We start from the raw sequence: 18132 nt of genomic DNA on the forward strand, positions 1-18132 counted from the left end.
GATGACGGCGTCGGTCTATGATTTCACCGCGACCGGAATCGACGGGACCGAGGTCTCGCTGGACCGGTTTCAGGGGCAGGCGCTGCTGATCGTCAACACCGCGTCGAAGTGCGGCTTCACCGGCCAGTACGCCGGGCTTGAGGCCCTGCATCGCCAGTATGCCGACCAGCCGTTCGAGGTGCTGGGCTTTCCCTGCAACCAGTTCGGAGCGCAGGAGCCGGGTCGCGCCGCCGAGATCGCGTCCTTCTGTAGTTCCACCTTCGACGTCAGCTTCCCGATGTTCGACAAGGTCGAGGTCAAAGGGCCGAAGCGTCATCCGCTCTATGACTGGCTGACGCGCCAGAAGCGCGGCTTCCTCGGCAGCCGCGACGTGAAATGGAACTTCACCAAATTCCTGACCGACCGCGAGGGGAGGGTGGTCGGCCGCTTCGCGCCCCAGGTCGAGCCCGGTGCGATCGTCCCGGAAATCGACAAGCTTCTCTGACGGCCCTTGGCGGAAACGCCGGGTTTTCTATAGTGCTGTCCGAGGGTTGGGAGCGGACATGACGGACGTAATGGGAGTCTGCGCGGCGTGCGACACGCCTCTCGCCGGTCGCTACTGTCATGTGTGCGGCCAGGACGCGCGGGCCCGGCCGGCTCCATTGCGCCAGATGGCGGTCGAGGTCGCGGCCTCCTACAGCCCGCTCGACGGCAAGCTGGCGCGCACGATCGCGGTCCTGGTCCTGCGCCCGGGCCGTCTGCTGGAGGCCTACCGAAGCGGGGCCGGCTCCCTCTACGTCACGCCGTTGAAACTGTTCGTGGCCGCGACGGCCCTGTTCCTGTCGGTGCTTAACTTCAGCGACACGACCTTCTTCCAATACGTGTGGAAGGTGGACGAGCCGGGCAGGGCGGTTCACGCCGTCTATGATCCCGAGACCATGGAGGTCTCCGTCGTCGGCGCGACGGACGAGGACCGATGGCTCCAGCCCAGGATCGAGCCGGCGATCGATCCGGAAGTCACCGCCGCCATTGAGGCCGCCACCCGGAACGGCGCCGACGAGGCCACGCGGGCCAACATGCGCTACGAGCTGGTGCTGAACGATGAGCAGGAGAAGCTGGCGGCGCGGCTGTCCGCCTGGCTGCCCAATGTCCTGTGGCTGTTGATGCCCCTTTACGCCCTGGGCCTGATCCCCCTGTTCGGGCGCAAACGGCTGTTCCTGGAGCACGTTATCTTCGCCATGTGGGCCCACGCGGTCGCTTTCCTGCTGGCCATGGCGATTTCGGCGATCAACTCCCGAGGCGCCAATCTTTCGGCCGCGCTCCTGACCCTGCCCTATCTCGCCTATTTCACCCTGGCTGCCGCGCGATACTACGAACTGAGCCATCTGCAGGCGCTGTGGCGAGGGGTCGTGCACCTCATCTTCTACGTCTTCCTTGTTCTGTTTCCGACAGCGCTGGTGATCCTCGCGACCGTGACGGACTGGAACGCCTTCTTGATGTGGTTCCGGGCGCCCTGAGCGGTCACGGCTGGTTACGGCGGGACGGCCAAGCTTTCAGGCGGGGGCAGGGGCGGCTACAACCCCCTGACAATTCAACGGAGGCTTCGACTTGGCCGACTTCGATCTCATCGTCATTGGTTCGGGCCCCGGGGGCTATGTTGCCGCGATCCGCGCCAGCCAGCTGGGCCAGAAGGTCGCCATCGTCGAGCGGGAGAGCCTGGGCGGCATCTGCCTGAACTGGGGCTGTATCCCGACCAAGGCCCTGCTCAAGTCGGGTGAAAAGTTCGAGAGCCTCGGCCATCTGAAGGAGTACGGCCTGTCCGCCTCGGGCGCGACGTTCGACTTCGACGCCATCATCCAGCGCTCGCGCGGCGTCGCTGCGACGATGAGCAAGGGCATCACCTTCCTGATGAAGAAGAACAAGATCGAGGTCATCGAGGGCTCGGCGAAGCTTGAGAAGGGCGCGGCGGCGCCCAGGGTCGTCATCGATCTGAAGGCCGGCGGTTCGCGCACGGTCGAGGCGAAGGCGGTCATGCTGGCCGTCGGCGCGCGCGCCCGGTCCATCCCCCAGATCGGCCTGGAAGCCGACGGCGACAGGATCTGGGCCTATCGCGAGGCCCTGGCGCCCAAGACGATGCCCGCCTCGATCATCGTCATCGGCTCCGGCGCCATCGGCATCGAATTCGGCAGTTTCTACAGGGCCCTGGGCGCGGAAGTTACCGTCGTGGAAGCGGTCGACCGCATCATGCCGGTCGAGGACGAAGAGGTCTCCAAGGCCGCCCAGAAGTCGTTCGAGAAGCGCGGCATCAAGTTCCGTCTCGGCTGCAAGGTCACGAAGGTTTCGAAAGGCGGGAAGGGGGTGCAGGTCGCCATCGAGACCGACGGCAAGGCCGAGACTCTGGAAGCCGAGGTCTGCATCTCGGCGGTCGGCATCACCGCCAACACCGACGGCATCGGTCTGGAGGCGCTGGGCGTCAACATGGACCGCGGCCACATCACCATCGACGGCCACTGCGCCACGAACGTGAAGGGGCTCTACGCCATCGGCGACTGCGCCGGCGCGCCCTGGCTCGCGCACAAGGCGTCGCACGAAGGCATCCACGCCGCCGAATACATCGCCGGCTACAAGACCCCCAACGTCGTCTCGCCCATCGCCGGCTGCACCTATGCCCAGCCCCAGGTGGCCTCGGTCGGGATCACGGAGCAGGGCGCGCGCGAGGCCAAACGCGAGGTCAGGATCGGCCGCTTCCCGTTCCGGGTGAACGGCAAGGCCGTGGCGGCCGGCGAGGTCGACGGTTTCGTCAAGGTCATCTTCGACGCGAAGACCGGCGCCCTGATCGGCGCCCATATGATCGGCCACGAGGTCACCGAGATGATCCAGGGCTATGTCACCGCCATCGCCATGGAGGCGACCGAGGAAGACATCCACGGCATCGTCTATCCGCACCCCACCATGTCGGAGGCCATGCACGAGGCGGCGCTGGACGCCTACGGGCGGACGATCCACCTGTAGGGGCTGTAGATGTTCGCCAAAGTCACCGAGACGAACGGCACAGTGCATTGGGTCAACCTGACCCACGTTCGTGAACTGGTCATCAGACCGGGCAAGCCGGGCCTGCCGACACTCACCGAGATCCGCATCGACAACAACTGGGTCGAGCGGACGTTTCAGGTCGTTGAGACGCCGGAAGCGATCCTGTTCCAGACGGGCGGCTGAGGCTCAGCGCTTCTTGCCGAGCTCGGCGGCGATGTCCTTGACCATGCGGCCGGCCTTGCGATGGGCGGCGGTGATCTGGTCGCGGGTGACGCCCCAGCGCTTCATCCAGTATTCGACGGCCTGACGCTCGGAGAGGTCGAGACGGTCCTTGTCGATGAAGCCGCGTTTGTCCTTGAGACCGGCCATGAGGGCGTTTCCTGTTTGCGCCTAAGATATATTATGCGAAATTCTGTGTATCAAGAAGGCCATCAGATGGGCACGCTGGTGGTCCAGCCGTCGAAACCGACCTCGATGTTCGCCGGAAGAAGTGCCGACAACGCATTGTAATCAAGATCGATGTGCAGATTCGTCAGCACAGCGCGCTCGACGCCGCTGCGTGCGATCCATTCCAGAGTCCGGTCGACGTGGCTATGCGTCGGATGCTTCGTCCAGCGCAGCGCATCGACGATCCAGAGACGGCATCCCGCCAATGCCTCGAACGCCGCATCGTCAAGCGCATCGATGTCGCTGGAGTACGCCACAGCTCCCATTCGGTAGCCGACCGACCGGATCGGCCCGTGGCCCTGGCCGAACGTCACGACCGGAACCGGACCGCCGGCGCCGTCCACGGACCAGCGCGTCCCGTGGTCCGGGATTTCGCAGAGGTCGAGAATGGCCGGATAACCCTCCATGCTCTCGAAGATATAGGGAAAACGCGGCACGAGCGCGTCGCGGGTCGCGGCGTCCATCCAGGCCGGAATCCGCTGACGACGACGGATGGCGAAGACCCGCAGGTCGTCGATGCCGTGGGTCTGGTCGGCATGGTCGTGGGTGTAGAGAACGGCGTCCACCGACGTCACGCCGGCGCCCAGCATCTGCTCGCGCAGGTCCGGCGAGGTGTCGATCACCACGGTCGTGTCCCCGTCCGGGCCGCGTCGCCGCGCCAGCATGGAACAACGGCTGCGCCGGTTCTTCGGCTCGCCCGGATCGCAGCCGCCCCAGTCGCCGTCGCCGCGCGGCACACCGCCGGACGAGCCGCTGCCCAGGATGGTGATCTCCAGTTCGCCGCTCGCCACTCCGGTCATTGGCGCGGGATCCTGTCGAACAGGTCGAAGAAGGCGTCGGTCGTGCGCGCCTCCGCCTCCTCCCGCGACCAGCCCCGGATGTCGGCGAGCGCCTGAAGCACATGGCCGATATAGGCAGGCTCGTTACGGCGTCCCCGATGCGGCACGGGCGCCAGATAGGGGCAGTCGGTCTCGACGATGATCCGGTCGGCCGGCATGGCGCGGATCACCTGACGCACATCCTCGGCCGCCTTGAAGGTGGCGATGCCGGAAACCGAGAACCACGCGCCCATTTCTGCGGCCTGTTCCGCCAGTTCCGCGCCGCTGGTGTAGCAGTGCATGAGGAAACGAAACGGCGCCTTCGCCTGGCCCTCGCGCAGGATCGCGGCCATTTCGGCGTCGGCCTCGCGCGTATGGACGATCAGCGGCAGGCCCGTCGCCTGCGCCGCCTCGATGTGGACGCGGAAGACATCGGCCTGGGTCTCGCGCGGGCTGAGGTCGTAGTGGAAGTCGAGGCCGCATTCGCCGATGCCGACGACGCGCGGCCGCTGCGCCAGGGCGATCAGATCGGCGGGGGTCATCGCCGTGTGGTCCCTGGCCTCATGCGGATGGGCGCCGACGGTGCACCAGATGTCGGGATGCGCCATGGCCAGGCCGTGGGTCGCCTCGAAGGTCGAGAGCTTGTCGGAAATCTCGACCATCATCTGCACACCGGCCTCGCGGGCACGGGTGATGACGGCGTCACGATCCTCATCGAACTGGACGGCGTGGAGGTTCACATGGCTGTCGATCAGCATCAGCCCGCCATCCGTTTGACGCGCGCCAGGTCCGCCAGGGCCCCGGCCAGCAGGTCGCCCTTGTCCAGATTGATCGCCGCCGCCCGTTCCGGGGCCTCGGTCAGCCGGGTCCACAGATCGGCCCAGGCGGCCCCCTGCCCCGACTGCGCCAGCGACCGCGCCTTCACAGCCGCCGCCAGCCGGTCCATCAGGGCCTCGAACCGCGCCTGACCCTCCGCGCCCCGGAAACCGTCGGCGAGGGACAGGGCCTCCGCCCGATCCACCGGCCCCTCATCGACCCAGCGGCGCGCCAGCCGGTCGAGTTCAAGATTGGCCGTCGTGGCCAGAGACAGGGCCGCGCCGGGCGATCCCCGCGCCATGCCGGCGATTCGGACAGCCTCGTCACGATCCAGCCCGGTCTGCCGCGCCAGCAGCCCGGCGACTTCAGGCTCGGGCCAGGGCTGGAAGGTCAGGCGACGGCACCGCGAGCGGATGGTAGCCAGCAACCGGCCGGGCGCATGGGTCACAAGGAACAGCACGCCGCGCTCGGGCGGTTCCTCCAGAACCTTCAGCAAGGCATTGGCGGCATTGAGGTTCAGGTCGTCGGCCGCGTCGATGATCGCGACGCGATAGTCGGCCCGCGACGGGCTCTTGGAGAAAAAGTCCGGCAGGTCGCGCGCCTGATCGACGGAGATCGACTTCTTGGTCTTGCCGCCCTCGACGAGCCGTTCCAGCACCAGCAGGTCGGGATGCGACTGGGCCGTGACCAGCTGGCTGACCGGATCGGACGGCCGCGCGCCGAGCGGTCCGCGCGAGGGATCCGGCGCCGCGCCCAGCAGACGACGGGCGGCGCGATAGGCGAAGGTCGCCTTGCCCAGTCCCTCGGGCCCGCAGATCAGCCAGGCGTGATGCAGCCGGCCACGATCCAGGGCGTCGAGGAAGGCGAGCTCGGCGTCCGGCGACGGGACCAGGTCGAAACGGTCGCGCGGATGCTCGCTCACGGCAGGATCGGCTCGACGGCCCGCCAGACGCGCTCGGACACCGCATCCGGTTCGCCGGTGGCGTCGATGATCCGGCAGCGCTCGGTGTGCTGGGCGGCGACGGACAGGAATCCGTCGCGCAGGCGGCGGTGGAACTCCAGCCCCTTGGACTCGAACCGCGTTTCCGCTGCGCTTCGCTCCAGCGCCCGCTCCAGCCCGACCTCGACCGGCAGATCGAAAATCAGCGTCAGATCGGGCTGATCGGCGCCGACGACGTCGCGGTCCAGCGCCTCAATAAGGTCGGCCGAGGCTCCGCCGCCATTCCCCTGATAGGCCCGGCTGGAATCGGCGAACCGGTCGCACACGACCCAGCGACCCGCCTCAAGGGCCGGAAGGATGGTCCGCTCCAGATGGTCCGATCGGGCCGCGAACATCAACAGCAACTCCGTCCGCGACGACCAGCGTTCGGCGGCGCCCGAGACCACCAGTCCCCGAATCGCCTCGGCGCCGGGCGAACCGCCGGGTTCGCGCGTGTGCACGACCTCGAGGCCGCGCGCGGCCAGCCGGGCGACCAGTCTGGCGGCCTGGGTGGACTTGCCGGTCCCCTCCCCGCCCTCAAGCGTTATGAATTGTCCTCGGGTCACCGGCGCACAATGGCGATCCGGAGCGACGGGGCCAAGGGCGCAGTCGGTTCAGGGCGCCGATATCAACAGGGCGTCGGCGAATCCGTCGGCCATGACCATCCGGCGGGCCCTTTCGGCGGCGTCGGCGTCGTTCCACGGCCCCATCAGGACGCGGAACATGCTCTGGTCGGTCGCGGCCTGGACGCGGGCGGAGCGACCGATTCTCCCCGCAACGGACTGGGCCTGCGGCTGATCGCGATAGGCGACGACCTCGATCCAGTACCTGTTGCCGGTCTCCCCGGGCTGCGCGACCGGAGGCGGGGGCGCCGCCTCCGCGACCTGCAACACCGTCCCGCCGCCCAGACGCGGGGCGCGGCCCAGATAGCGGACCCTCACCTCCCCGACGCCCCGGTTCAACAGGTCCAGAGCCTCGGCCGCGCCACGCGAGAGGTCGATGATCCGGTCGTCGACGAAGGGACCGCGATCATTGACCCTCAGGACCACACGACGGCCGTTGGCCAGGTTCGTCACCTCGACCAGTCCCGGCAGGGGCAGGGTCTTATGCGCGGCCGTCAGTTGATGCATGTCGAACCGCTCGCCGGTCGCCGTGGGCCGCCCGTTGAACTGGTCGCCGTACCAGGACGCCAGTCCGACCTGATCGTAGTTCGGCTGTTCCTCCGGCTGATACCAGCGTCCCCGGATCTGATAGCGGCGCATGGTCCCGGACACGATCGGCGCCGGATCGGTCACAACGGGTGGGGCCGCGGCCAGACGCGTTCCGCCGCGCGTAGGTCCCGAAGGACCGCCCGACGTCGCCCCCGCACTCGCACAGGCGGCCAGCAGGGCCGTCGCGGCGGCGACGAGCGCGACCCGGGAGGCGCGACGGAGGAGAAGGGGCGACATCGACATGGCGAAATCATCGCCGAACCGATTTCCGTTTTGGTTAACGCGCCATGCGCTGCTATGCCCCCTCTCCAGCCGGACAGGTGGCTCAGACCGTCACCGATCAAGCCTGTCGCAAGCGACAGCAGCAGTGCGGCATGGAAGTGTGGCCGAGTGGTTTAAGGCACTGGTCTTGAAAACCAGCGACGGTGAAAGCCGTCCGTGGGTTCGAATCCCACCGCTTCCGCCACGCCGACCTTGAGGCAGTAGCCGAGCCGTACCGTCGACGGTCCCGGATCGGCCGCCGACAGAGATCAGACCAGCCGGCTCTGCACCACGGCCGCTTCGATGAAGCTGGCGAACAGCGGATGCGGCTTGAAGGGGCGGCTCTTGAGTTCCGGGTGGTACTGGACGCCGATGAACCAGGGGTGGTCGTTGCGCTCGACCGTCTCGGGCAGGACGCCGTCGGGCGACAGGCCGGCGAAGATCAGCCCCTTGGCCTCGATCGCGTCGCGATAGTTGATGTTGACCTCGTAGCGGTGACGGTGCCGTTCGCTGATGGCGGTCGTGCCGTAGATCTCCGCGATCCTCGAGCCCGGGGCCAGGGTCGAATCATAGGCCCCCAGACGCATGGTGCCGCCCAGATCACCGCCCTGCTGGCGCAGGACCCTCTGGTTGCCCTGGGTCCATTCGGTCATCAGGCCGACGACCGGCTCTTCAGTCGGGCCGAACTCGGTGGAGGAGGCCTTGGGATAGCCGGCCTGGTTCCGGGCCGCCTCGATCACGGCCATCTGCATGCCGAAGCAGATGCCGAAATAGGGGATGTTGCGCTCGCGGGCGAAGCGGGCCGCCTCGATCTTGCCCTCGGCCCCGCGCTCGCCGAAGCCCCCGGGCACCAGGACAGCGTGCGCCCCCTGAAGCCGGTCCTCGCAGGCCTGACGGTCGCCCTCGAAGGTGTCGGCCTCGACCCAGTCGATATTGACCTTGACCTGGTTGGCGACGCCGCCGTGGTGCAGGGCCTCGATCAGGGATTTATAGGCGTCCTTGAGCACCGTGTATTTGCCGACCACGGCGACCGTGACCTCGCCGTCGGGCTGCAGCCGGCGGCGCACGATCTCGTTCCAGCTCGACATGTCGGGCTCGGGCGCGTCGGTGATGCCGAAATGGGCCAGGACCTCGGCGTCCAGACCCTCGCGGTGATAGTCGAGCGGCACCGCATAGATGTCCTCGGAGTCCATCGCCTGGATGACGCCGGAGGGACGGACGTTGCAGAACAGGCCGATCTTGCGCTTCTCATCCTCGGGGATCGGGAACTCGCAGCGGCACAGCAGGATGTCCGGCTGGATGCCGATGGAGCGCAGCTCCTTGACCGAGTGCTGGGTCGGCTTGGTCTTCATCTCGCCGGCGGTCTTGATGAAGGGCAGCAGGGTCAGGTGGACGAAGCAGGACTGGCCGCGCGGCAGATCCTGGCCCAGCTGGCGGATGGCCTCGAAGAAGGGCAGGCCCTCGATGTCGCCGACCGTGCCGCCGATCTCGACCAGGACGAAGTCGACGTCCTCGCCCTCGTCCGTGACGGCGGGCGTCAGGCAGAAGGATTTGATCTGGTCGGTGACGTGCGGGATCACCTGGACCGTCGCGCCCAGATAGTCGCCGCGCCGTTCCTTCTCCAGGATGGTCGAGTAGATCCGGCCGGTGGTGATGTTGTCGGACCGCGCCGCCGAAACGCCGGTGAACCGCTCGTAGTGGCCGAGGTCGAGGTCGGTCTCGGCCCCGTCGTCGGTCACGAAGACCTCGCCGTGCTGGTACGGGCTCATCGTGCCCGGATCGACGTTCAGATAGGGGTCGAGCTTGCGCAGGCGGACCTTGTAGCCGCGCGCCTGAAGCAAGGCGCCGAGGGCCGCGGACGCCAGCCCCTTGCCCAGCGAGGAAACCACGCCGCCCGTGATGAATACATATCTAGCCACGGGGGATCACCTTAGGCGCTGATTCGGCGCCGCCGAAGGACCGCGATGCGATCCTGCTGTTGAAAACAAAACTCCGCCCCGGAGCGGGTCCGGAGCGGAGGTGTTGGTGGCGGGAGGAGCGGCGGAGGGTATCCCCGCCGTCACCTTACTGCGCCGGCGCGGGGGCCGGAGCGGAACCGGCCGTCGGCAGGCTGGCTTCCAGGTCGTCGAGCGACGGCGCGGCCGGAGCGGCCGGAGCCGTTTCGGCCGGAGCGGTTTGCTGTCCGGCAGCCGGAGCTGTGTCGAGCGCGATCGAACCGACGGCGTCGGCGTCCACGACTGAACGGCTGGCTCGTTCCATGTTGCCGACGATGGTCAGGCTAAGGGCGCAGATCACGAAGAGGGCGCCCAGCCACCAGGTCGTGGTGGTCAGAAGATTGCCCGCGCCGCGCGCGGTCATGAAGCCGGACGGCCCGCCGCCCATGCCCAGCGCGCCGCCCTCGGAGCGCTGCAGCAGAATCACCCCGGAAAGGGCGATCGAGATGATGATCATGGCGACGAGGAGAATGGTCTGGAGCATGGGTGCTTACATGTGTGGCGGACGACCGCCGATCAAGCGGCGGCGTCTATCATCCTTGTCCGTCGGCGGCAACGATGGCGGTCAGGCCGCGCGGATGATGGCCAGGAAGTCCGCTGCCTTCAACGATGCTCCGCCCACCAGAGCCCCGCCCACCTCGGCCACGGCCAGGATGTCGCGGGCGTTGGCCGGATTGACCGAGCCGCCGTAGAGAATCGGCGCGGCGCGACCGCCTTCGCCCAGCCTCTCGACCATGGCGGCCCGCGCGGCGGCGTGAATCTCGGCGATCTGCTCCAGCGTCGGAGTCAGGCCGGTGCCGATGGCCCAAACCGGTTCGTAGGCCAGAGCCCAGTCCTGACCCGCCAGTTGATCACTAAGCGATCCGAGGATCTGGCTGCGCACGACTGAAACCGCCTCACCGGCCTCCCGCTGCGCCAGCGTCTCGCCGACGCAGATGATCGGCATAAGTCCGGCCCGCAGAGCGGCGCCGACCTTCTCCGAGACCAGGGCATCGCTTTCGCCGAACTCCTGACGACGCTCCGAGTGACCCAGGATGACCATCGTCGCACCGGCATCGGCCAGCATCTCGGCCGACACCCCGCCGGTGAAGGCGCCCTTGGTCTCGACGCGACAGTCCTGCCCTCCGACCTCGATCAGGCCGCCCTCGATGGCGCGAACCATGCGGTCGATCAGGGTCGCCGGCGGGCAAAGGCCGGCGCGCACCGAAGCGGGACGCGCAGACAGATCGGCCAGCATCTCGGCGACCGCGCCCGTCAGATCGGCGGCCAGGCCGTTCATCTTCCAATTGCCGACGATCAGCTTCACGGATTGTTTCATACGCCCTGTCTAGGCGCCGTCTCGCCGGATTCCAAGCCTGCGGCGACTCGCGCTTGCGGGGCAACGGCGCCCTCCCCTATACGGCGCGGTGGCGCTCTTCGCCGTCTGACCGTCAGGCCACCTTCGATGATTTCCAACTTCCGCGACTTCGCCAAGTCCAAGTGGGCTGTCGCCCTGTTCGTCCTGCTGATCATCAGCTTCGCCGTCGTCGGCGGATCCCAGACGGACGTGTTCAGGGGACTGGGCGCCCAGCATGTCATCTCGGCCGGCGAACGCTCGGTGGACGCGGTGCAATTCCGGGCCGACTTCGAACGCATCCGCACCAACGCCTCGGAACAGGAGGGCCGCCCCCTGACGACCCAGGACCTGGTCAACGCCAACGTTCACGTCCGCTATCTGGAGGCCCAGACCCAGCGTCTCGGCTTCCTCGATTGGGCGCACAAGGTCGGCATCCGCCCGGACGAATCCCTGATCATCAAGCGCATTCGCGAAATCCCCGCCTTCTTCAACCAGATCACCGGCGCCTTCGACCAGACCCAGTACGAACAGACCCTGGCGCAGCAGAACTATTCGCCGGTCCAACTGGAGGAAGAGTTCCGCGACGCCGCAGTCACCGAACATTTCGGCAGCGCCGTCCAGGCCGGCATCCGTTCGCCTCGCATCTACGGCGCCCTGATCGCCGGTCGTGCGCTGGAACTGCGTGACGGCCGCTGGTTCAACGTGACCCAGGCCATGGCCGGAACCGCCGGCGCCCCCACGGACGCCCAGCTCACCGCCTTCATGAACGAGAACGCCGCCCAGCTGCGTCGTCCCGAATTCCGCATCGCCTCGGTCGTCCTGTTCAACGACGCCGTCGGCGCCGCCGCCCCGGAAATCCCCGAAGCCCGCATCGTCGAGCGCTTCAACTTCCGCAAGGACGGTCTGTCGACGCCGGAACGCCGCACCTTCACCACCCTGACCGCGCCCGACCGCGCCGGCGCAGACAGGATCGCCGCCGCCCTGCGCGCCGGTCAGTCGCCGACGGCCGTGGCCGAGGCCAACCGCATCCAGCCCGCCGAATACGCGGCCCAGCCTCAGAGCGCCGTGCCTGACCCCGCCGTCGGAACCGCCGTTTTCGGCCTGACCGCCGGCCAGGTCTCGGCCCCGATCCAGGGCCGTGTCGGATTTACCGTAGCGAAGCTGGTCTCCGTCACGCCGGGCGCGCCCGCAACGCTGGAAGGCGTCCGCGAGGCCATCGTCGCCGAGCTGCAGGAAGAGGACGCCAAGGCCCGTATCTTCAGTCGCGTGGAGGCCTATGAGAAGGCCCGCACCGACGGCAAGCCGCTGGCCGACGCCGTGCGCGAAATCGGCGCCCGCATCGTGCAACTGCCGCCGTTCACCCAGGACGGCCGCCTGCCCGACGGCCAGCCGATGAACGCTCCGCCGCAGATCACCCAGAACGCCTGGACCCTTACCAAAGGCGCAGAGTCCGACGTGATCGACGCCGGCCAGGGCCAGTATTTCGTCCTGCGTCTCGACGACATCCAGCCGGCCGCCCTGCCGACCCTGGCCGACGTGCGCGAACCGCTGGCCCAGCAGTGGACCGCGCGTGAGAACGCCCGCCGCCTGACCAACAAGGCCGAGGAACTGGCCGCCCGCGTGCGCGGCGGCGAGGATATCGCCGCTGTCGCGGCCTCGGCCGGAGCGACCCTGACCAACCGGGCCGGGGTGCAGCAGAACGCCGAGGCGCAAGCCGCGCTCGGCGACGGCATCCTGGGCGGCCTGTTCGGACAGGGCCGCGGTCAGGTCTTCACCGGCCCGGCCTCGGAGACGGCCTTCGTCGTCGGTCGCGTGGATGCGGTTCGCGCGCCCACGGCGGCCGTCGCCGCGCCTGTCGCCGACCAGATCCGCGCCCGTCTGGCCCAGGAACTGCTCAATGGAGCCGGCGAAGGCCTGGTCGCCGCCGCCGCCCGCGCCTCCAAGGCCGAGAACGACCCCGCCCGCGCCATCGAGGCCCTGGGCGTGACAGCTCCGGCTCCCGGCGCCGCCACGCCGAACGCTCCCGCTCAATGAGCCCAGGCGGCGCGGAGCCTGATCGCGCGGAGATCGTCGCGGAACTGACGCAGGGCCGACCCCAGGTCGTCGTGCGCCGGATCGTCGACGACCTGGAGACGCCGGTCTCGGCCTATCTGAAGGTGGGCTGGGGCCGGCCCCACGCCTTCCTGCTGGAATCGGTCGAGGGCGGCGCCCTGAACGGCCGCTATTCGATCATCACGCTCGAGCCCGACGTGGTCTGGCGCTGCCGCGACGGCGTCGCCTCGATCGCGCGCGGTCCCGACGTTGCCGCCAAACGCTATTCGACCCAGGACGGCGGCGCGCTCGACAGCCTGCGCGCCCTGATCGCCGAAACCCGGTTCGACCTGCCCGAGGGCCTGCCGCCCATGGCCGCCGGCCTGTTCGGAGTCTTCGGCTACGACATGGTGCGGTTGCTGGAGCCGCTCGGCGCGCCCAATCCCGATCCGCTCGACCTGCCCGACGCAGTCCTGACCCGCCCCTCCGTGATCGCCGTATTCGATTCGGTGAAGCACGAGATCGTCGTCATGGCTCCGGTCTGGCCGGGCGCGTCTGACGCGACCGCAGCGGTTGAGGCGGCCGAAGCCCGTCTCGACGATTTCGAACTCCGCCTGCGCCGTCCGCTGGTGGCCCGGGGCGCTGCCGCGCCGACCACGGACCTGGCTTTCAAGTCGCCCGTTGACGCAATCGCCTACGGCGACCTGGTCGCCGCCGCCAAGGGATACATCGCCGCCGGCGACATCTTCCAGGTGGTGCTCAGCCACCGGTTCAGCGCGCCGTGGTCGGGCGATCCGTTCGCCTTCTACCGCTCGCTGCGCCGCCAGAACCCGTCGCCCTATCTGTATTTCCTCAACTTCGACGACTTCCAGCTGGCCGGCTCCAGCCCGGAGATCCTCGTCCGGCTGAAGGACGGGGGCGTCACCATCCGCCCGCTGGCTGGCACCCGGCCGCGCGGCGCCACGCCCGAGGCCGACAGGGCGCTGGAGGCCGAACTGCTGGCCGATCCGAAAGAGCGCGCCGAGCACCTGATGCTGCTGGACCTGGGCCGCAACGACGTCGGCCGGGTCGCCGCGCCCGGCACGGTGAAGGTGACCGAGAGCTTCGTCGTCGAACGCTACAGCCAGGTCATGCACATCGTCTCCAATGTCGAGGGCCGGGCCCACCCTGATCTGGACGCCGTCGACACCCTGCTCGCCGCCCTGCCCGCCGGCACCCTGTCCGGGGCCCCCAAGGTCCGGGCGATGGAGATCATCGACGAGTTGGAGACCGAAAAGCGCGGCGTCGGCTATGGCGGGGGCGTCGGCTATATCTCGGCCGGCGGCGAGGCGGACATCTGTATCGTCCTGCGGACCGCCATGTTCGCGAACGGTCAGGTGTTCGTTCAGGCGGGCGCCGGCGTCGTCGCCGACAGCGACCCCGCCGCCGAGTTCGCCGAGACTGAGGCCAAGGCCCGCGCTCCCATGCGCGCCGCCGAGGACGCCTGGCGGTTCGAACTGGGTGCGCCGCTCAATACCGCCGGCGAGATCTAGAAGGTCTGGCTCGTGGTCGGGGCCGTGTCCTCGATCGCCACGCCCGGCCCCAGGATCATGACCCCCGCCAGCAGCACGGCCGCACAGGCCGCCAGACTGGCCGCGGCCAGCGTCCCCATCACGCCGTTGCGAGCCACCGGCTCGGTCAGCGCCACACGGGCGGCGTCGATCTGGATCTGGGTCTCGCGCATGGAATCGTCGGCTCCGGTGGAAGCTCCGATTTCGGCCGCAGAAGGTTAACGGTCCGTGTTCGGCGACGTCCGCTTGGCGGCGCGACCCACAGCCTCTAGAAGCGCCGGATGATCCTCGTCGTCGATAACTACGACAGCTTTACCTACAACCTCGTCCACTACCTCGCGGAGCTGGGCGCGACGACGCATGTCGTCCGCAACGACGACCTGACGACCGAGGAGGCCTGGGCGCTCAAGCCCGAGGCGGTCCTGCTGTCGCCCGGCCCATGCGCCCCGGATCAGGCCGGCATCTGCCTGCCCCTGATCGACACCGCGCCGCTGGACATGCCGATCCTGGGCGTCTGCCTGGGCCATCAGGCGATCGGCCAGGCCATGGGCGGCCACGTCATCCGCGCCAAGGCCCTGATGCATGGGAAGACCTCGCCGATCATCCATGAGGGCAAGGGCATGTTCGCCGGCCTGCCCTCGCCCTTCACCGCAACCCGGTATCACTCGCTGGCGGTTCAGCGCGAAACCCTGCCCAATACGCTGAACGTCACGGCCTGGACCGAGGACGGCGAGATCATGGGCTTCCAGCATCACGAGCGGCCGATCCACGGGGTCCAGTTCCACCCCGAATCCATCGCCACCGAACACGGCCACGAGATGCTGGCCAACTTCCTCGATCAGGCGGGCGTCAAGCGTCTGGCGATGGTCTGACGCTGTGTCAGAGGGTGGTTTCAAGCCGCTGCTGGCCAAGCTGGTCGACGGCCAGGTCCTGAGTTCGGAAGAGGCCGGCGACTTCTTCGCCGCCTGTTTGCGCGGCGAGCCGACCCCGGCCCAGGTCGCCGCCGCCGTCACCGCCCTGCGTATCCGGGGTGAGACGGTCGAGGAGATCGCCGCTTTCGCCCAGGCGATGCGGGACGCGGCCGTAACCCTCGACCACCCCTGGGACGTCATAGACACCTGCGGCACTGGCGGCGACGGGGCCCACACCTTCAACATCTCGACCGCCGCTGCGCTTGTGCTGGCTGGCGCAGGCCTGAAGGTCGCCAAGCACGGCAACCGCGCGATGAGCTCCAGGTCCGGATCCTCCGACGTGCTCGGCGTTCTCGGCGTCGACCTGACCGCGGGCCTGGCCCAACAGCGTCAGGCGCTCGACGAGGCCGGCATCGCCTTCCTGTTCGCCCCCGCCTATCACGGCGCCATGCGCCACGTCGGACCGGTCCGGGCCGAGATCGGATTCCGTACCGTCTTCAACCTGTTGGGGCCGCTTTCTAATCCGGCGGGTGCGAAACGTCAGGTCATGGGCGTCTATGATCCACGCCTGCTGGAGCCGCTCGCCGAGGTGCTGGGCCGTCTCGGGGCCACCCGCGCCTGGACCGTTCATGGTCAGGGCCTGGACGAACTGACCACCACGGGTCCGACCGATGTGGCCGAGTGGAAGGATGGCGCTGTCCGCCGCTTCGTTGTGACGCCCGAGGACGCCGGTCTGCCCCGCGCCGATCTCGAATCCCTGCGCGGCGGGGATGCCGAGACCAACGCTGCCGCCCTGACCGCCCTGCTGGCGGGCGAGACCGGCCCCTATCGCGACATCGTCCTGCTGAACGCCGCCGCCGCCCTCGTGGTCGCGGACAAGGCAGCGGACCTGAAAGCCGCCGTCGCCCTCGCCGCCGCCGCAATCGACGACGGCAAGGCGGCCGAGGCGCTCGCCGGTCTCGCCCGCATCACCTCGACTCCGCCGCCGATCGAACACCCCGCATGACTGACATCCTCGACCGCATCGCCGCCTACAAGCGCGTGGATGTCGCCGCGCGGAAGGCGGCCCAGTCGCAAGACCAGATCGAATCCCTCGCCTTGATCGCGGGCATGCCGCGCGGCTTCCGTAGCGCCCTGGAGCGCCGCGCCGAGCCCGGTGGTCCCGCCCTGATCGCAGAAATCAAGAAGGCCAGCCCCTCAAAGGGTCTGATCCGCCCCGACTTCGACCCGCCGGCCTTGGCCCGGGCCTACGAGGCGGGCGGCGCGGCCTGCCTGTCCGTCCTGACAGACGGCCCCAGCTTCCAGGGCGCAGACGCCTACCTGGTCCAGGCGCGGGCCGCCGTCGCCCTGCCCTGCCTGCGCAAGGACTTCCTCGTCGACCCGTGGCAGGTGGCCGAGAGCCGGGCCCTCGGCGCCGACTGCATCCTGATCATCCTGGCCATGATCGACGATGTCCTGGCCGACGAGCTCCTGTCGGAGGCCCGGCGCTTCGGCATGGACGCGCTGATCGAGACCCACGACGAGGACGAGATGGCCCGCGCCGCCGACCTCGGCGGCGACCTGGTCGGGATCAACAACCGCTCGCTGCGGACCTTCGACGTCGACCTCGGCGCCACGGCCCGGCTCGCGCCACTGTCGCCGGGGGGCTCGCTGCTGGTGGCCGAAAGCGGGATCTTCAGCCCGGCCGACGTCGCGGAAGTCTCTGGAGCCGGGGCTTCGGCCATCCTCGTGGGTGAAAGCCTGATGCGTCAGACGGACGTCGAGGCGGCGACCCAGGCGCTGCTCGCCTGACATTTGCGGCATCGGCGGCCTTGGCCGTCCCGACAAGCGGCAGTTCGCGGTGTCTGCGGTTCACGTCTCGAAATTTTCGCCGTCGAACTTTTCGAGAGCCAGTCCGCATTGACGGCATTCCGGCGGGCCGCAAACCGCTCCCTGGATTTCAGTCTGGCGGACCATCTGCCGTTAAGTTGACATTAGGCAAGAACACTTACAGAACATCGGCAACGGTTCACGACTTGTTCTGAAGGCGATTCCCACCATGCTGACCCGCAAGCAGCACGAACTCCTGATGTTCATCCATGAACGCATCAAGGAGACCGGTGTCTCCCCGTCGTTCGACGAGATGAAGGAGGCGCTGGATCTGGCGTCCAAATCGGGCATCCACCGGCTGATCACGGCCCTGGAGGAACGCGGCTTCATCCGCCGCCTCGCCCACCGCGCCCGCGCCCTCGAGGTCACCAAGCTCCCGGAACAGGCGACGGCCGGAGCCGTGCGCGGTCGCACGGGCTTCACCCCGGCGGTCATCGAGGGCGGCGGACGCCCGGCCTCCGCCGAGCCCGCCAACGACACCCGCGAACTGGTTCTGGTGGGCAAGATCGCCGCCGGCGTGCCCATCGCCGCCCTGCAACAGGACCACGGTCGCTATCAGGTGCCCGAGTCCATGCTAGGCGCCGGCGAACACTACATGCTCGAGATCGAGGGCGACTCGATGATCGAGGCCGGCATCCTCAATGGCGACCTGGTCGTCATCAAGCGCGTCGACACCGCCGCCTCGGGCGAGATCGTCGTCGCTCTGGTGGAAGGTGAAGAGGCGACCCTCAAGCGCCTGCGCAAGAAGGGGAATTCCATCGCCCTGGAGCCCGCCAACCGCAACTATGAGACCCGCATCTTCGGACCCGACCAGGTCGAGGTTCAGGGCAAGCTGGTCGGCCTCATCCGCCAGTATCACTGATCCCGGATCAAGTCCGGGATGACAAGGTCCCACCC

General features: G+C 68.3%; 20 protein-coding genes and 1 tRNA gene. 11 read left to right on the top strand and 10 right to left on the bottom strand.

Translation table 11 applies throughout. The features are described from left to right. Position 1: 1 nt before the first annotated feature. The 4 genes from RMO01_RS12220 to RMO01_RS12235 all read left to right on the top strand — a co-directional run bounded on the left by RMO01_RS12220 (position 2) and on the right by RMO01_RS12235 (position 3195). Complete coding sequence (locus RMO01_RS12220) at positions 2–484, top strand: glutathione peroxidase (RefSeq protein ID WP_309629334.1); 483 nt, start codon at positions 2–4, stop codon at positions 482–484. Between the two features lie 58 nt (positions 485–542). Further along, the gene (locus tag RMO01_RS12225; protein WP_309629335.1) at positions 543–1496 is read left to right on the top strand and encodes a DUF3667 domain-containing protein; all 954 of its coding nucleotides are present in this window, start codon (positions 543–545) and stop codon (positions 1494–1496) included. A gap of 91 nt (positions 1497–1587) precedes the next feature. Further along, positions 1588–2991, top strand: coding sequence for a dihydrolipoyl dehydrogenase (gene lpdA, locus RMO01_RS12230; protein ID WP_309629336.1), 1404 nt, complete (start codon positions 1588–1590; stop codon positions 2989–2991). Between the two features lie 9 nt (positions 2992–3000). After that, positions 3001–3195 carry a hypothetical protein gene (locus RMO01_RS12235; RefSeq protein ID WP_309629337.1) on the top strand — a complete coding sequence of 65 codons (195 nt, stop codon included), beginning with the start codon at positions 3001–3003 and terminating at the stop codon, positions 3193–3195. Between the two features lie 3 nt (positions 3196–3198). On the opposite strand, the gene RMO01_RS12240 is transcribed toward RMO01_RS12235, so the two are convergent. From RMO01_RS12240 to RMO01_RS12265, 6 genes are all read right to left on the bottom strand, one after another. Further along, positions 3199–3381: a DUF3606 domain-containing protein gene (locus RMO01_RS12240; protein ID WP_013269402.1), complete on the bottom strand. Its 183-nt coding sequence runs from the start codon at positions 3379–3381 to the stop codon at positions 3199–3201. Positions 3382–3443: 62 nt separating this feature from the next. Beyond that, on the bottom strand, positions 3444–4259 hold the full coding sequence (locus RMO01_RS12245) for an MBL fold metallo-hydrolase (RefSeq protein WP_309629338.1): 816 nt from the start codon (positions 4257–4259) through the stop codon (positions 3444–3446). Continuing rightward, entirely contained in the window at positions 4256–5035 is a 780-nt protein-coding gene (locus RMO01_RS12250) for a TatD family hydrolase (RefSeq protein ID WP_309629339.1), read from the bottom strand. The genes RMO01_RS12245 and RMO01_RS12250 overlap by 4 nt, the downstream gene beginning before the upstream one ends. Then, positions 5035–6015, bottom strand: a complete 981-nt coding sequence (locus RMO01_RS12255) for a DNA polymerase III subunit delta' (RefSeq protein WP_309629340.1) — start codon at positions 6013–6015, stop codon at positions 5035–5037. The genes RMO01_RS12250 and RMO01_RS12255 overlap by 1 nt, the downstream gene beginning before the upstream one ends. After that, the gene (tmk, locus tag RMO01_RS12260) at positions 6012–6638 is read right to left on the bottom strand and encodes a dTMP kinase (RefSeq protein ID WP_309629341.1); all 627 of its coding nucleotides are present in this window, start codon (positions 6636–6638) and stop codon (positions 6012–6014) included. The genes RMO01_RS12255 and tmk overlap by 4 nt, the downstream gene beginning before the upstream one ends. A 48-nt stretch (positions 6639–6686) precedes the next feature. Further along, positions 6687–7526, bottom strand: a complete 840-nt coding sequence (locus RMO01_RS12265) for a septal ring lytic transglycosylase RlpA family protein (RefSeq protein WP_309629342.1) — start codon at positions 7524–7526, stop codon at positions 6687–6689. Positions 7527–7659: 133 nt separating this feature from the next. Here RMO01_RS12265 and RMO01_RS12270 point away from each other — a divergent pair. Further along, positions 7660–7749 (top strand) — tRNA-Ser (locus tag RMO01_RS12270). A gap of 64 nt (positions 7750–7813) precedes the next feature. Here the strand turns inward: RMO01_RS12270 and RMO01_RS12275 are convergent. The 3 genes from RMO01_RS12275 to tpiA all read right to left on the bottom strand — a co-directional run bounded on the left by RMO01_RS12275 (position 7814) and on the right by tpiA (position 10856). Further along, a complete protein-coding gene (locus tag RMO01_RS12275; RefSeq protein WP_309629343.1) occupies positions 7814–9463 on the bottom strand; it encodes a CTP synthase in 1650 nt (549 codons plus the stop codon). A 145-nt stretch (positions 9464–9608) separates the two neighbouring features. Continuing rightward, on the bottom strand, positions 9609–10022 hold the full coding sequence (gene secG / locus RMO01_RS12280; protein WP_309629344.1) for a preprotein translocase subunit SecG: 414 nt from the start codon (positions 10020–10022) through the stop codon (positions 9609–9611). An 81-nt stretch (positions 10023–10103) separates the two neighbouring features. Next, on the bottom strand, positions 10104–10856 hold the full coding sequence (tpiA, locus tag RMO01_RS12285) for a triose-phosphate isomerase (RefSeq protein ID WP_309629345.1): 753 nt from the start codon (positions 10854–10856) through the stop codon (positions 10104–10106). A gap of 126 nt (positions 10857–10982) precedes the next feature. Here tpiA and RMO01_RS12290 point away from each other — a divergent pair, with 126 nt between their 5' ends. Both RMO01_RS12290 and trpE read left to right on the top strand, forming a co-directional pair. Beyond that, the gene (locus RMO01_RS12290; protein WP_309629346.1) at positions 10983–12908 is read left to right on the top strand and encodes a peptidyl-prolyl cis-trans isomerase; all 1926 of its coding nucleotides are present in this window, start codon (positions 10983–10985) and stop codon (positions 12906–12908) included. After that, positions 12905–14437: an anthranilate synthase component I gene (gene trpE / locus RMO01_RS12295; protein WP_309629347.1), complete on the top strand. Its 1533-nt coding sequence runs from the start codon at positions 12905–12907 to the stop codon at positions 14435–14437. Before RMO01_RS12290 ends, trpE begins: the two co-directional genes overlap by 4 nt. Here trpE and RMO01_RS12300 read toward each other — a convergent pair. Continuing rightward, positions 14434–14628, bottom strand: a complete 195-nt coding sequence (locus tag RMO01_RS12300) for a peptidoglycan-binding protein (RefSeq protein ID WP_309629348.1) — start codon at positions 14626–14628, stop codon at positions 14434–14436. The genes trpE and RMO01_RS12300 overlap by 4 nt on opposite strands. Positions 14629–14736: 108 nt before the next feature. On the opposite strand from RMO01_RS12300, the gene RMO01_RS12305 reads away from it, so the two are divergent. The 4 genes from RMO01_RS12305 to lexA all read left to right on the top strand — a co-directional run bounded on the left by RMO01_RS12305 (position 14737) and on the right by lexA (position 18097). Next, positions 14737–15327 (top strand): aminodeoxychorismate/anthranilate synthase component II, encoded by a 591-nt coding sequence (locus RMO01_RS12305; RefSeq protein WP_309629349.1) that lies wholly within the window; start codon positions 14737–14739, stop codon positions 15325–15327. A 4-nt stretch (positions 15328–15331) separates the two neighbouring features. Further along, positions 15332–16372, top strand: a complete 1041-nt coding sequence (gene trpD / locus RMO01_RS12310; RefSeq protein WP_309629350.1) for an anthranilate phosphoribosyltransferase — start codon at positions 15332–15334, stop codon at positions 16370–16372. Further along, on the top strand, positions 16369–17157 hold the full coding sequence (trpC, locus tag RMO01_RS12315; RefSeq protein ID WP_309629351.1) for an indole-3-glycerol phosphate synthase TrpC: 789 nt from the start codon (positions 16369–16371) through the stop codon (positions 17155–17157). Before trpD ends, trpC begins: the two co-directional genes overlap by 4 nt. A gap of 247 nt (positions 17158–17404) precedes the next feature. Further along, positions 17405–18097 carry a transcriptional repressor LexA gene (gene lexA / locus RMO01_RS12320; protein WP_309629352.1) on the top strand — a complete coding sequence of 231 codons (693 nt, stop codon included), beginning with the start codon at positions 17405–17407 and terminating at the stop codon, positions 18095–18097. The last annotated feature ends 35 nt before the right edge of the window (positions 18098–18132 follow it).

The sequence above is a fragment of the Brevundimonas sp. genome, assembly GCF_031412435.1.
Taxonomy (GTDB): Bacteria; Pseudomonadota; Alphaproteobacteria; order Caulobacterales; family Caulobacteraceae; genus Brevundimonas.

What these genes read in the sequence shown, in the direction of transcription:
- RMO01_RS12290 (WP_309629346.1), top strand. Translation starts at nt 10,983, where the DNA reads ATGATTTCCAACTTCCGCGACTTCGCCAAGTCCAAGTGGGCTGTCGCC.
- secG (WP_309629344.1), bottom strand. Translation starts at nt 10,022, where the DNA reads ATGCTCCAGACCATTCTCCTCGTCGCCATGATCATCATCTCGATCGCC.
- RMO01_RS12235 (WP_309629337.1), top strand. Translation starts at nt 3,001, where the DNA reads ATGTTCGCCAAAGTCACCGAGACGAACGGCACAGTGCATTGGGTCAAC.
- trpE (WP_309629347.1), top strand. Translation starts at nt 12,905, where the DNA reads ATGAGCCCAGGCGGCGCGGAGCCTGATCGCGCGGAGATCGTCGCGGAA.
- RMO01_RS12305 (WP_309629349.1), top strand. Translation starts at nt 14,737, where the DNA reads ATGATCCTCGTCGTCGATAACTACGACAGCTTTACCTACAACCTCGTC.
- RMO01_RS12220 (WP_309629334.1), top strand. Translation starts at nt 2, where the DNA reads ATGACGGCGTCGGTCTATGATTTCACCGCGACCGGAATCGACGGGACC.
- RMO01_RS12265 (WP_309629342.1), bottom strand. Translation starts at nt 7,526, where the DNA reads ATGTCGATGTCGCCCCTTCTCCTCCGTCGCGCCTCCCGGGTCGCGCTC.
- tpiA (WP_309629345.1), bottom strand. Translation starts at nt 10,856, where the DNA reads ATGAAACAATCCGTGAAGCTGATCGTCGGCAATTGGAAGATGAACGGC.
- RMO01_RS12245 (WP_309629338.1), bottom strand. Translation starts at nt 4,259, where the DNA reads ATGACCGGAGTGGCGAGCGGCGAACTGGAGATCACCATCCTGGGCAGC.
- lexA (WP_309629352.1), top strand. Translation starts at nt 17,405, where the DNA reads ATGCTGACCCGCAAGCAGCACGAACTCCTGATGTTCATCCATGAACGC.
- RMO01_RS12240 (WP_013269402.1), bottom strand. Translation starts at nt 3,381, where the DNA reads ATGGCCGGTCTCAAGGACAAACGCGGCTTCATCGACAAGGACCGTCTC.
- RMO01_RS12225 (WP_309629335.1), top strand. Translation starts at nt 543, where the DNA reads ATGACGGACGTAATGGGAGTCTGCGCGGCGTGCGACACGCCTCTCGCC.
- trpC (WP_309629351.1), top strand. Translation starts at nt 16,369, where the DNA reads ATGACTGACATCCTCGACCGCATCGCCGCCTACAAGCGCGTGGATGTC.
- RMO01_RS12300 (WP_309629348.1), bottom strand. Translation starts at nt 14,628, where the DNA reads ATGCGCGAGACCCAGATCCAGATCGACGCCGCCCGTGTGGCGCTGACC.
- RMO01_RS12250 (WP_309629339.1), bottom strand. Translation starts at nt 5,035, where the DNA reads ATGCTGATCGACAGCCATGTGAACCTCCACGCCGTCCAGTTCGATGAG.